The sequence below is a fragment of the Sphingomonas sp. BK036 genome, from assembly GCF_004216825.1.
Lineage (GTDB): Bacteria > Pseudomonadota > Alphaproteobacteria > Sphingomonadales > Sphingomonadaceae > Sphingomonas.
This window is the reverse complement of the sequence record NZ_SGXR01000006.1, coordinates 163,127-175,792: the sequence shown is the minus strand read 5'-3', so window position 1 is coordinate 175,792 and position 12,666 is coordinate 163,127. Positions and strand designations below refer to the sequence as shown.

The window sequence follows — 12,666 nt, the reverse complement described above, 5'->3', positions numbered from 1 at the left end:
TCGCCGTTCCCCGAGGGCGGGGAGGCCAGGCGTCGGTCCTAACGTGCAGTTCCTCCTGCTGGAAGGGAGGGACGCGCAACGCCTGCCGCTGGCCCCGTCATCCTGACGAACGTCAGGATCCAGAGCCGTAAAGGACAGTCCTCCGTCACCCTGGATCCTGACTTTCGTCAGGGTGACGAAGGTGCTTAGGTCGGTTTCGTTGCCAGTCTCGCCAACCGCGCCTCATGCTCCACGCGCCCGAACGGAAAGCGGGAGAAGAAATACGCCGAGACGCAGGCGAGCGCGACGTACAGCCCGGCATAGATCAGCGTCAGCCGGTCGATCGTCGCGACCGGCACCGTCCCCGGCGTCGCCTTGGCGGGGAAGCCCGCGACCGCCAGGATCATCCCGGCGAAGAAGATGCCGATCCCGCTCGTGCATTTCTGGACGAAGAACGAGCCGGCGAAGAACACGCCCTCGGAGCGCCGCCCGGTCTTCGCCTCCGAATCCTCGACCACGTCCGCCATCATCGACGCGCCGAGGATGAACCCGGTGACGTTCGACGCGGTGCCGAGGATGAAGAGCGCGAACAGCACCGGCAGCAGCGCGCGGTCGCCGACCTCCGGGAACACGCCGAGCATCCGCAACCAATAGGGCGCGGTGTTGAGCGTCGCGCCGAGCAGCACCGCGGCCAGGGCTACCTTGGGCTTGCTCCCCGCCCTGCCCAGCCGGGGCGCGGCGAGGAAGGCGAGGAACACGCCCGTAAACAGCGCGATGGTTAGGTAGACGAACACTGGCCCCTTGAACCCCCAGACATAGGTGTAGAGATAGTTCGACATCGCATAGCTGATGCCCTGGATCGTGTAGGCGCAGACGCCCGCCGCCATCAGGATGACGAACGCGCGGTTCTTCACGGTCTGGCGGAGTTCGGCGAAGGACTCGCGCAGAGTCTGCGGGGCGATCGGCGGGTTGGGGAGATGCCTGATCTCGTGGTGCGTGCCGAGCGCGGAGACGAGGATCGCAACCCCGATCGCGACCGCCCCCGCCAGCGCGAACCCGCCATAGCCCGCGCGGTTGAGCAGGCCGTTCGGGAACGCCGCCGTCGGCGCGAGGAAATACTGATAGGCCGACAGCAGCATCAGCAATCCACCGACCCAGCCGAACAGATAGCGATAGGCCATGATCCGCGTCCGCTCGTCGTAACCCGAGGTGAGTTCGGGGGTCAGCGCGACCGACGGCACCTCGTAGCAACTCACCGCGCTGCGCACGAGCACCGCCATCGCGAACAGCCAGACGAGCGTCTGCGGCTGCGACAGCATCGCCGGCGGATTCCACAGCAACAGCCAGCCGATCATGATCGGCAGCGCCGACGCGTACATCCACGGATGCCGCCGCCCCCACCGAGTTCGAGTCCGATCGGAGAAGAAACCGACCGCGGGATCTACGAACGCATCGATCAGCAGCGCCATCATGATGACGAGACCGACGGTCGCGGAGGGAAGCCCGACGACTTGGTTGTAGAACAGCAGCAGGAACGTGCCGAACCCGGAATCCTTCACCCCGTACGCCACCGCGCCGAAGCCATAGCTCGCCATCGTCGCGGTCGACAGGCGCCGGGCCGGGGCGGTCATAGAGAGGCGGTCATTTCAGGCTGTCGAGGATCGAGAAGAGCGACGGTTGCGCCGGGTCCCAGCTTGGCCGCGTACCGATCGTCATGCCGCCGTCGACGAGAATGTGCGTGCCGGTGATGAAGCTCGCATCGTCGCTGGCGAGGAACGCGACCGCCGCGGCGATGTCGTCACCGGTGCCGGGGCGGCGGATCGGCTGCGCGTCGGCGGCGATGTGCGCGATCATCGCGTCGGCCTTGCTCGTCTTCGCCGCGTCGAGATCGAGCATCCGCGTGAAGATGTTGGTGACGATGAAGCCGGGGACGACCGCGTTGACGCGGATCGCGTGGCGCGCGAGATCGGCGGCGGCCTGCTTGGTCAGGTGGAGCACCCCGGCCTTGGCGGTAGAATAGGCGGTCGGCGCATAGCCGGTGCCGAGCGCGGAGACCGACGAGGTGTTGACGATCGCGCCACCGCCCCGTTTCGCCATCAGCGGCGCGGCATAGCGGATGCCAAGCGCGACCGAGCGGAGGAGGAGCGCCTGTGTGCGGTCCCAGTCCTCGGGCGAAATCTCGCCGATCGGGTCGCGAGAACCGCCTGCGCCGGCATTGTTGAACAGGATGTCGAGCCCGCCTGCGTCGTCGGCAGCCTGCATCAGCGCCTCGATATCGCCCGCCTGCAGCACGTCGGTGCGCTGGAACTGTATGCGGCCACCGGATTCATCGGCGAGCGCGCGGCCGCCGGCCTCGTCGATGTCGCCGATCAGCACGCTCGCGCCCTCGTCGGCGAGCCGCAGCGCGGTCGCCCGGCCGATCCCCGATGCGCCGCCCGTCACGACCGCCCGCTTGCCTGAAAACCGCACCCGCTCTCTCCTGTTTTGGCGAGCATAGTACGGCCCCTACCCTCGTCAATATACGCCGCTTCGAATAACGGGTTTGCAGGAACGCCGCCGCGGCGATACCAAGCGGGCAAACATTCGGAGGATGCATGATGGATACGACCACCCTGTTCCGGCTCGACGGCCGCGTCGCGCTGATCACCGGCGGCAGCCGCGGGATCGGCAAGATGATCGCCGCGGGCTTCATCGCGCAAGGCGCCAAGGTCTATATCTCGTCGCGGAAAGCCGATGTGTGCGAGGCGGCCGCCGCGGAACTCGGCCCCAACTGCATCGCGCTGCCGCAGGACGTGTCGACGGTGGCGGGGTGCAAGGCGCTGGCCGCGCAGTTCGCCGAGCATGAGTCGAAGCTCGATATCCTGGTGAACAATGCGGGCGCGGCCTGGGGCGTACCGTTCGAGGATTTCTCGGAGGCCGGCTGGGACAAGGTCATGGACCTCAACGTCAAGTCGCCCTTCTTCCTGACTCAGGCGCTGCACGCGGCGCTGAAGGCGTCGGGGTCGCGCGAGCGGCCGGCCAAGGTGATCAACATCACCTCGATCGACGGGCAGCGGCTCAACCCGTGGGAGACGTACAGTTATCACGCGTCGAAATCGGCGCTGATCTATCTGACCAAGCGGATGGCGGCGCGGCTGGTGACGGACTCGATCAACGTGACCTCGATCGCGCCGGGGGCGTTTGCGAGCGACATGAACAAGGCCGCGCGCGATCATGGGGATGCGGTGGCGGAAGGGATTCCGGCGAAGCGCGTCGGGGTGGACGAGGATATGGCGGGGGCTGCGATCTATCTCGCGAGCCGGGCCGGGGATTACGTGATCGGGGAGACGATCACGGTCGACGGTGGCCTCGTCCACGCCTCGCTCGGCACCAGCATCGACGCGTGAGCCTTAGAAAACCCTCTCCCCTCGGGGGAGAGGGAGGGGCCCGCCGTGCAGCGGTGGGAGGGTGAGGGCACGCGCTGCATTCCCTCGCGTGCCCTCACCCTCGCTTGCTCCGCAAGCTTTCCCTCTCCCCCAAGGGGAGAGGGTTTTGGTTAGCGGGCGATGCCGCCGGCGGCGAGGACGGCCAGCGTCACCAGTTCACTCGCGGTCGACGTCATCGGCGCGACCTGGACGGGCTTTTCCATGCCGATCAGCATGGGGCCGATCACCGAATCCCCACCCAGCTCGCGCAGCAGCTTCGCCGAGATATGCGCCGACTGGAGCCCCGGCATGATCAGCACGTTCGCCGGCCCCGACAGCCGCGCAAACGGATAGTTCGCCAGCTGCTTCGGGTTGAGCGCAACGTCCGGCGCCATCTCGCCCTCATATTCGAATCCGACCTTGCGCCCGTCGAGCACGGTCACCGCATCGCGGATATTGTCGAGCCATTCGCCCTTCGGATTGCCGAAGTTCGAGTAGCTGAGGAACGCCACGCGCGGCTCATGCCCCATCCGCCGCGCGACCGCGGCGGTCTGTTCGGCGAAGTCGGCGAGCTGCTCGGCGGTTGGACGCTCGTTGACCGTCGTGTCGGCGATGAACACCGTGTGGCTCTGCCCGACGAGCAGGTGGATGCCGAACGGCGTCTTGCCCGTGACGGGATCGATCACGCGACGGATCTGGCGCATCGTCTCGCTGTACGTGCGCGTGATGCCGGTGATCATCGCATCGCCCTCGCCGAGCTGGAGCAGCAGCGCGCCGAAGATGTTGCGATCCTGGTTCACCATCCGCTCGCAATCGCGGCGCAGATAGCCGCGCCGCTGGAGCCGCTCGTAGAGGAAGTCGACCATCTTGGGCACCAGCGGCGAGACGCGGCTGTTGTGCAGCTCGAAGCTCTCGGGATCGGTGACGCCCAGCGCGCGCAGCCGGTCGGGCACGTCGTCGCGACCGACCAGCACGGGCGTGCCATAGCCGCCTTCCTTGAACGCAATCGCCGCGCGCAGGACGACCTCTTCCTCGCCCTCGGCGAAGATCACGCGCTTGGGATGCGCGCGCGCGCCCTCATACGCCATCGACAGCACCGAGGTGGTGGGGTTGAGGCGGGCGCGGAGCGAATGGCGATACGACTCGATATCGAGGATCGGCTTGGTCGCGACGCCCGACGCCATCGCCGCCTTGGCGACCGCGACGGGGACGACTTCCATCAGCCGCGGATCGAACGGCGCGGGGATGATGTAGGTCGGGCCGAAGCTGTGACGGACGCCGTAGGCCGCGGCGACCTCCTCGGGGACGCGTTCGCGCGCGAGTTCGGCGATCGCGTTGGCGGCGGCGATCTTCATCGCGTCGTTGATCCCCGTCGCGCGCACGTCGAGCGCACCGCGGAAGATGAACGGGAAGCCGAGCACGTTGTTGACCTGGTTCGGATAATCCGAACGGCCGGTCGCGACGATCGCGTCGGGGCGCGCCGCCATCGCCAGTTCGGGACGGATCTCCGGCTCAGGATTGGCCATCGCGAAGATGATCGGCGCGGGCGCCATGTCCTTGACCATCTCGGGCGTCAGCGAGCCTGCCGCCGACAGGCCGAGGAACACGTCCGCCCCGACCAAGGCCTCGGTCAGCGTGCGCGTTTCGGTCACCGCGGCATGCGCGGACTTCCACTGGTCGACGCCGTCGCGGCCCTGGTAGATCACGCCCTTGCGGTCGCACAGGATGACGTTGTCGCCGCGCACGCCCATCGCCTTGACGAGCTCGGTGCAGGCGATCGCCGCCGCACCCGCGCCGTTGACGACGATCTTGACCTCGGAAAGCTTGCGGCCCGTCAGCAGGCACGCGTTGATGAGCCCCGCGGCGGTGATGATCGCGGTGCCGTGCTGGTCGTCATGGAAGACCGGGATGTTCATGCGTTCGCGCAACGCCTGCTCGATGATGAAGCATTCGGGCGCCTTGATGTCTTCGAGATTGATGCCGCCGAACGTCGGCTCCATCAGCTCGACCGCGTCGATGAAGCGGTTCACGTCCTCGGTCTTCAGCTCGATATCGATCGCGTCGACGTCGGCGAAGCGCTTGAAGAGGACCGCCTTGCCTTCCATCACCGGCTTCGACGCAAGCGGGCCGAGATTACCCATGCCAAGGATCGCGGTGCCGTTCGAGATCACCGCGACGAGGTTGCCCTTGGCGGTATAGTCATAGACGGTCGCGGGATCGTCGTAGATCGCCTGCACCGGCACCGCGACGCCGGGCGAATAGGCCAGCGCGAGGTCGCGCTGCGTCGCCATCGGCTTCGACGCGATGATCTCGATCTTCCCCGGCCGGCCTTCCGAATGGAAGAGGAGCGCCTCGCGTTCGGAGAATTGGAGCGTTTCGTCGGACATGGCGGGGCCTCGCGGGGGGATCGTTAGGTTTGGAGGACCTTCTAGGCAGGTGGCCGGCGTTCGTCACCCCGGACACTTCGCCCCAGGGCTTGGACCACCCCGGCGAAGGCCGGGGCCCAAGTGGGAAGGCTGAAGTAAGGACGGACCGTCCTTCGTTACCGCCGTCCCCCATTTGGGCCCCGGCCTTCGCCGGGGTGGTCCGCTTTGTCGCCCCTGACGTCCAACCGGATGACGTGGCGGCAAACTCCCGCTAGATCGACGCCGATGTCGCACCCCGCCCCTACCCCCATGATGACGCAGTATCTCGGCCTGAAGGCAGAGGCGCAGGACTGCCTGCTGTTCTACCGCATGGGCGATTTCTTCGAGCTGTTCATGGACGATGCGAGGACCGCCGCCGCGGTGCTCGACATCGCGCTGACCGCGCGCGGCGAGCATGAGGGCAAGCCGATCCCGATGTGCGGCGTCCCCGTCCACGCCGCGACGGTCTATCTGCAACGCCTGATCAAGGCGGGCCACCGCGTCGCGATCGCCGAACAGGTCGAGAGCCCCGCCGAGGCCAAGGCGCGCGGCGGCTCCAAGGCGCTCGTCGCGCGCGCGATCGTCCGCGTCGTCACCGCGGGCACGCTGACCGAGGAGGCGCTGCTCGACGCCCGCGCGGACAATTGGTGCGTCGCGATCGGCGAGGTCGGCGGCAGCGTCGCGATCGCCGCCGCCGACGTCTCGACCGGCCGGTTCCAGATCGTCGAGGTCGCGGCCGACGCGGTCGACGCCGAACTCGCGCGGCTCGGCGCGGCAGAGGTCGTCGCCTCGGAGGCGAGCGTGTTCGAGGCGGCCGCCACCACGCTCCGGCCCAAGCTCGACTTCGACAGCGCCGCAGGCGAGGCGCGACTGAAGCGGCTCTACGGCGTCGCGACGCTCGACGGGTTCGGCCAGTTCGGCCGCGCCTCGCTCGCCGCGGCGGGCGGGCTGGTCGCGTATCTCGAGCACAACGCCAAGGGCACGATGCCCTTCCTGCGCCCGCCGCGGATCGGCCGCGCGGCGGAGACCATGGCGATCGACGCGGCCACGCGCGAGAGCCTCGAGCTCACCTGCACCACCGGCGGCGTCCGCAAGGGCAGCCTGCTCGACGCGGTCGACCGCACCGTCACGGGCGCGGGCGCGCGGCTGCTCGGGGCCGATCTCGGCGCGCCGCTGATGGACGCCGCCGCGATCGATGCGCGGCTCGATCTCGTCCGGCTGTTCCATGACGACCAGGCCGCGCGCGAGCGGTTGCGCGTGACGCTGCGTGCGCTCCCCGATATCGGCCGTGCGCTCGGCCGGCTCGCGGCGGGGCGCGGTGGCCCGCGCGATCTCGGCCAGTTGCGCGACGGGCTCGACGGCGCGTGGAGCCTTGGCGAGCGGCTCGACGGGGTCGACACGCCGCCGCCGTTGCTGCGCGAGATCGCGCCGCGGCTGCGCGGACATGGCGCGCTGATCGACCTGCTCAAGCGCGCGCTGGTGCCGTCGCCGCCGATCGAATCGTCCGATGGCGGGTATATCGCGGCGGGCTATGACGCCGCGCTCGACGACCTTCGCGATGCGGGCGCGGGCGGCAGGCGTGCGATCGCCGCGCTGGAGGCCGAGTTCCGCACCAGCACCGGCGTCACCGCGCTGAAAATCCGCCACAACGGCGTGCTCGGCTATCATGTCGAGGTGCCCGCGCGCGCCGCCGACCCGCTGATGAAGCCCGACAGCGGCTTCACGCATCGCCAGACGCTGGCCGGGGTCGTGCGGTTCAACACGCCGGCGCTACACGAGGTCGCCGCCAAGGTGTCGCAGTCGGGCGCGCATGCGCTGGCGGCCGAGGCCGCGCATCTCGAGGAACTGACCGCGCAGGCGCTGGCGGGGCGCGAGGCGATCGCCGCGACCGCCGACGCGCTCGCGCGGCTCGACGTCGCCGCGGGCCTCGCCGAACGCGCCGCGGAAGGCGCCTGGGCACGCCCGTCGCTGGTCGATCACGCGTGCTTCGAGATCGAGGGCGGTCGGCACCCGGTGGTCGAGGCCGCGGTCGCGAAATCGGGCGACCGGTTCGTCGCGAACGACTGCAACCTGTCCGAAAGCTCGCGGCTATGGCTCGTCACGGGCCCGAACATGGGCGGCAAATCGACCTTCCTGCGCCAGAACGCGCTGATCGCGGTGCTGGCGCAGGCGGGCTCCTACGTGCCCGCGACCAAGGCGACGCTCGGGCTGGTCGACCGGCTGTTCAGCCGTGTCGGCGCGTCGGACAATCTCGCGCGCGGCCGGTCGACGTTCATGGTCGAGATGGTCGAGACCGCGGCGATCCTCGCGCAGGCGACGCCGCGATCGTTCGTGATCCTCGACGAGGTCGGGCGCGGCACCTCGACCTATGACGGGCTTGCGATCGCCTGGGCGGTGGTCGAGGCGATCCATGAGGACAACCGGTGCAGGTGTCTGTTCGCGACGCATTATCATGAGCTGACGCGGCTTGCCGAACGCTGCGAGGCGCTGTCGCTCCACCATGTCCGCGCGCGCGAGTGGAAGGGCGAGCTGGTGCTGCTCCACGAACTCGCCGACGGGCCGGCGGATCGCAGCTACGGGCTCGCGGTCGCGCGGCTCGCGGGGATGTCGCCGGCGACGGTGGCGCGCGCGAAGGCGGTGCTGGCCAAGCTCGAGGCGGGCCGCGCGAAGACCGGCGGGATCGCGGCGGGGCTCGACGACCTGCCGCTGTTCGCTGCCGCGGCGCAGATCGAGGAGGTGGCCTGCGACGTGCTGCGCGAGGATCTGGCGAAGCTCGACATCGACGCGATGAGCCCGCGCGATGCGCTCGACGCGCTGTACCGGTTGAAGGCGCTCGCCAGCGAGGGGTGATTCCCCTGCCCCTGCCCCTGCCGTCATCCTGGGCTCGACCCAGGATCCAGAGTAACGGACCGCAGCATCTGCCGCTCTGGATCCCAGCTTTCGCTGGGGTGACGAAGGGGGGTGGGGAATGCATAGCGCATTGATCTCGCGTCCTAGTATCTCATGATACGACGATGCTACGCGGCAGCCGAATCAGTGGAGCGCGGGCGTTGGGCGGACATCATCACGAGCATTCTCAAGGCCATGACCACAGCCATGCCGGGCACAGTCATGGCGGTCACGGCCATGGCGGTCACAGCCACAGCCACGCCCCCGCCTCGTTCGACCGCGCCTTCGCGATCGGCATCGGGCTCAACATCGTCTTCGTCGTCATCGAGGCGCTGGTCGGCCTGCGGATCGACTCGGTCGCGCTGCTCGCCGATGCGGGGCATAATTTGTCCGACGTGCTCGGCCTCGTCGTCGCCTGGGGCGGGACGATGCTCGCGCGGACCGCGCCGACCAAGCGCTTCACTTACGGGCTGAAGGGCTCGACGATCCTCGCAGCGCTCACCAACGCGCTGCTGTTGATGGTCGCGCTCGGCGCGATCGTGCTGGAGGCGTCGCAGCGCTTCTCCGATCCGGCCCCCACCGCCGGGCTGACCGTGTCGATGGTCGCGGGCGTCGGCATCGCGGTCAACGCGATCACCGCCTGGATGTTCGCACGCGGGCGCAAGGGCGACGTCAACATCCGCGGCGCCTATCTGCACATGGCCGCCGACGCGCTCGTCTCCGCGGGCGTGGTGATCGCGGGGCTCGTGATCTGGCGCACCGGGCTCAGCTGGATCGATCCCGCGGTCAGCATCGTGATCGCGTGTCTCATCTTCTGGCAGACCTGGGGCCTGCTGCGCGAGACGGTCGAGATGTCGCTGTCCGCCGTCCCGCGCGGGATCGCGTATGACGATGTTGACGCCGCGCTGTGCGGGCTGCCCGGCGTGGAAAAGATCCATGATCTCCACATCTGGCCGATGAGCACCACCGAACCCGTGCTCACCGCGCATCTGGTGATGCCCGGCGGCCACCCCGGCGATCATTTCCTGAGCGATGCCAGGACGATGCTGCACGACAGGTTCGGGATCGGGCACGCCACGCTGCAGGTCGAGACCGGCGGCGACCATGACTGCTCGATGGCGGACTCGGCAACGGTTTGAACTTTTCCGGCTCGGTGCGGGTTACCCTGACACAGATCAGGAGAGTATCTCATGAAGAAGCATCTTATCGCCGCGTTGATGTCGGTCGCAGTTGCCGCCCCGGCGATGCTGCCGACCGCGGCGACCGCCCAGCGTCACGACGACCGGCGCGACCGCGATCACCGGGATCGTGACGACCGCCGCGGTGGCGATCGCAACTGGCGTGGCGACGACCGTAACTGGGATCCGTCGCGCAGCTACCAGAACGGCAACTACCGCGAGCGTCGTCTCGGCCGCAACGACCGCATCTATCGCGGCAATGACGGTCGCGCCTATTGCAAGCGCAACGACGGCACGACCGGCCTGGTGATCGGTGCACTCGGCGGCGGCGCGCTGGCCAACCTGATCGGCGGCGGGACGCTGGGTACGCTGGCGGGTGCCGGTGGCGGCGCACTGCTCGGCCGCTCGGTCGATCGCGGCAACGTGAAGTGCCGCTGAGCCCTAACCGGGCCTAGAAACGACAACGGCGGCCGAGCGATCGGCCGCCGTTTTTGTGTCTGCGCTTGATCCTCCCCGCCAGTGGGAGGATTTACCTTAGTACGCCCGTGCGACCGCGAACTCGACCGCTTCGATCATCGCGTCCTTGGCGGGACCGTTGGCGAAGCCGCCGATCGAATCGATTGCGCGCTGACCGTAATGGCGGGCCCGCGCGAACGTGTCGTCGATCGCGCGCGTCGAGCGGATCAGGCGAATCGCGTGTTGCAGGTCGGCGTCGCTGTCGCGGCGCCCTTCGACCGCATCCTTCCAGAAAGCGCGATCCTCGGCCGAGCCGCGCGCATAGGCGAGGATGACCGGAAGCGTCATCTTGCCCTCGCGAAAATCGTCGCCGGCATCCTTGCCCATCGTGTCCGCGTCCGAGACATAGTCGATCGCATCGTCGACCAGCTGGAACGCGATGCCGAGGTTGCGGCCATAGGCGTCGAGCGCGGCCTCCTCGGCTTCGGGGCGATCGGCGACGACCGCGGAAATCCGGCAGGCCGCGGCGAACAGCGCAGCGGTCTTCGCGCCGATGATGTCGAGATAGCGTTCCTCGCCGAGATCGACGCGGCGTGCGGCGGACAGCTGGTTCACCTCGCCCTCGGCGATGACCGCGCTGGTCGACGACAGGATCTTGAGCGCCTTCAGGCTGCCCGCCTCGACCATCAGCTCGAAGCTGCGGCTGAACAGGAAATCGCCGACCAGCACGCTGGCGGGGTTGCCCCAGATGATGTTGGCGGTGCGCTTGCCCCGGCGCAGGTCAGACCCGTCGACGACGTCGTCATGGAGCAGCGTCGCGGTGTGGATGAACTCGACCGCGGCCGCGAGCAGGTGATGCTGTGTGCCGGCATAGCCGATCAGCTGCGCGCTCGCGAGCGTCAGCATCGGCCGCATCCGCTTGCCCCCGCCCGCGATCAGATGACCGGCGAGTTCGGGGATCAACGGGATTTCCGACTCCATCCGGCCGCGGATCACGGCATTGACCTGATCCATATCGCCGGTGACGAGCTTGACCATCGGGTCCAGCGACGGCTGGGACTCGGGATTGGGACGTACGGCTTCGAGGCGGTGGACGGTGGCGCTCATCTCCCCGAGCCTCTGACGCCTATGCCCCGGCAAAGCAACCCTTGGCGCCGATCGCGGCCCCCTTCTGCGCTTGCCCAAGAGGGCGCACGCCCGCAAAAGGCGCTCCGAACCAACGAAAGGGTGCGCGGGTGGCCGACGAACTGCTGAACGGATATCGCCAGAGCATCGACAATATCGATGCGGCGCTGATCCACATGCTCGCCGAGCGTTTCAAGGTGACGCAGGCGGTTGGCCGCCACAAGGCGCTGCACGACCTGCCCCCCGCCGACCCCGGCCGCGAGGAACGCCAGATCGCGCGGCTGCGGCAGCTGGCGGCGCAGGCGCAGCTCGATCCCGAGTTTTCGGAGAAATTCCTGCGCTTCATCATCGACGAGGTGATCCGCCACCACGAACGGCTCGCGCACAAGCCGGACTAACGCGGAGTTGAACGCCGGCGCCCCGCTCGAGTCACGGGCGGGGGCGCGTGAAAAAAACGTCATTCGGGCTCCATTTGTCGATCATCCGGACGCGTGCAATCGGTTGCGGATGACATGGTTGCGCCGATCCTTGCTCGCTCTGGTCGTAGTCGTGCTCGGCGCGACCGGTTTCTTGGGCTGGCTCGGCTATTTCGGCGGACCGCTGTTCACCGACGTCCCCGCGCTCGAGTCTGCGACCACGCCGCGGCGCGCGTTCGCCGTCGTGCTGCTGACCGGCGATCTCGGCTACAAGATCGGCATGGCCCCGCAGATCGCGCATCGGCTCGCCGACGACGGGGTGCCGGTCGTGGCGGTCAACACACTCACCTATCTGCGCACGACGCGGACGCCGGCCGAGATCACGAGGCTGATCGCCCGCGCCGAACAGCGCGCGCTGCGGTTTGGCCATGCCGACCGGGTCGTGCTGATCGGCCAGTCGTTCGGCGCGGACATGCTGCATGTCGGCCTCGTCGGACTGCCCGCCGACCTGCGCGCGAAGATCGCCAGGGTCGCGCTGGTCGTGCCCGAGACCACCGTCCAGTTTCGCGCCTCGCCGAGCGAAGTGTTCGATTACTGGACACCGACCACCGATGCGATGCCGACGGCGCGCAGGCTCACCTGGGCACCTCTGCTCTGCGTGCAGGGCGTCGACGAGGCGGAAAGCCTGTGCCCGCTGCTGACGCAAGCCAATGCGCGGCGGATCGCGCTGCCGGGCGGACACCCGCTTCACCGCGACACCGATGCGCTCTACGACGTGCTCTCGCGGTTCGTATTCGCGGATTGAGGATCGACC

General features: G+C 68.4%; 10 protein-coding genes. 6 read left to right on the top strand and 4 right to left on the bottom strand.

The genetic code is table 11. The features are described from left to right. Positions 1–185: 185 nt before the first annotated feature. Both EV283_RS14005 and EV283_RS14000 read right to left on the bottom strand, forming a co-directional pair. Entirely contained in the window at positions 186–1,610 is a 1,425-nt protein-coding gene (locus EV283_RS14005; RefSeq protein ID WP_242615982.1) for an MFS transporter, read from the bottom strand. A 10-nt stretch (positions 1,611–1,620) separates the two neighbouring features. Next, positions 1,621–2,448, bottom strand: coding sequence for an SDR family NAD(P)-dependent oxidoreductase (locus EV283_RS14000; RefSeq protein ID WP_130326387.1), 828 nt, complete (start codon positions 2,446–2,448; stop codon positions 1,621–1,623). Between the two features lie 128 nt (positions 2,449–2,576). Here EV283_RS14000 and EV283_RS13995 point away from each other — a divergent pair, with 128 nt between their 5' ends. Beyond that, positions 2,577–3,365 carry an SDR family oxidoreductase gene (locus EV283_RS13995; protein ID WP_130326949.1) on the top strand — a complete coding sequence of 263 codons (789 nt, stop codon included), beginning with the start codon at positions 2,577–2,579 and terminating at the stop codon, positions 3,363–3,365. A 149-nt stretch (positions 3,366–3,514) separates the two neighbouring features. Here the strand turns inward: EV283_RS13995 and EV283_RS13990 are convergent, their stop codons facing one another. Continuing rightward, the gene (locus EV283_RS13990) at positions 3,515–5,770 is read right to left on the bottom strand and encodes an NADP-dependent malic enzyme (RefSeq protein WP_130326385.1); all 2,256 of its coding nucleotides are present in this window, start codon (positions 5,768–5,770) and stop codon (positions 3,515–3,517) included. Positions 5,771–6,058: 288 nt separating this feature from the next. Between EV283_RS13990 and mutS the strand changes: the two genes are divergently transcribed. The 3 genes from mutS to EV283_RS13975 all read left to right on the top strand — a co-directional run bounded on the left by mutS (position 6,059) and on the right by EV283_RS13975 (position 10,293). Further along, complete coding sequence (gene mutS, locus EV283_RS13985) at positions 6,059–8,638, top strand: DNA mismatch repair protein MutS (protein ID WP_130326947.1); 2,580 nt, start codon at positions 6,059–6,061, stop codon at positions 8,636–8,638. A 200-nt stretch (positions 8,639–8,838) separates the two neighbouring features. Beyond that, the gene (locus EV283_RS13980) at positions 8,839–9,816 is read left to right on the top strand and encodes a cation diffusion facilitator family transporter (protein ID WP_130326383.1); all 978 of its coding nucleotides are present in this window, start codon (positions 8,839–8,841) and stop codon (positions 9,814–9,816) included. A gap of 51 nt (positions 9,817–9,867) precedes the next feature. Beyond that, the gene (locus EV283_RS13975) at positions 9,868–10,293 is read left to right on the top strand and encodes a hypothetical protein (RefSeq protein WP_056416257.1); all 426 of its coding nucleotides are present in this window, start codon (positions 9,868–9,870) and stop codon (positions 10,291–10,293) included. A 96-nt stretch (positions 10,294–10,389) separates the two neighbouring features. On the opposite strand, the gene EV283_RS13970 is transcribed toward EV283_RS13975, so the two are convergent. Next, positions 10,390–11,418: a polyprenyl synthetase family protein gene (locus EV283_RS13970; protein ID WP_130326382.1), complete on the bottom strand. Its 1,029-nt coding sequence runs from the start codon at positions 11,416–11,418 to the stop codon at positions 10,390–10,392. A gap of 128 nt (positions 11,419–11,546) precedes the next feature. On the opposite strand from EV283_RS13970, the gene EV283_RS13965 reads away from it, so the two are divergent. Beyond that, positions 11,547–11,834 carry a chorismate mutase gene (locus EV283_RS13965; RefSeq protein ID WP_056416252.1) on the top strand — a complete coding sequence of 96 codons (288 nt, stop codon included), beginning with the start codon at positions 11,547–11,549 and terminating at the stop codon, positions 11,832–11,834. 130 nt (positions 11,835–11,964) lie between these two features. Continuing rightward, on the top strand, positions 11,965–12,657 hold the full coding sequence (locus tag EV283_RS13960) for a virulence factor (RefSeq protein WP_242615981.1): 693 nt from the start codon (positions 11,965–11,967) through the stop codon (positions 12,655–12,657). The last annotated feature ends 9 nt before the right edge of the window (positions 12,658–12,666 follow it).

Bases quoted from the DNA above. Each gene is read 5' to 3' on its own strand.
- EV283_RS14005 (WP_242615982.1), bottom strand. From the start codon at position 1,610: ATGACCGCCCCGGCCCGGCGCCTGTCGACCGCGACGATGGCGAGCTAT.
- EV283_RS13990 (WP_130326385.1), bottom strand. From the start codon at position 5,770: ATGTCCGACGAAACGCTCCAATTCTCCGAACGCGAGGCGCTCCTCTTC.
- EV283_RS13970 (WP_130326382.1), bottom strand. From the start codon at position 11,418: ATGAGCGCCACCGTCCACCGCCTCGAAGCCGTACGTCCCAATCCCGAG.
- mutS (WP_130326947.1), top strand. From the start codon at position 6,059: ATGATGACGCAGTATCTCGGCCTGAAGGCAGAGGCGCAGGACTGCCTG.
- EV283_RS13995 (WP_130326949.1), top strand. From the start codon at position 2,577: ATGGATACGACCACCCTGTTCCGGCTCGACGGCCGCGTCGCGCTGATC.
- EV283_RS13975 (WP_056416257.1), top strand. From the start codon at position 9,868: ATGAAGAAGCATCTTATCGCCGCGTTGATGTCGGTCGCAGTTGCCGCC.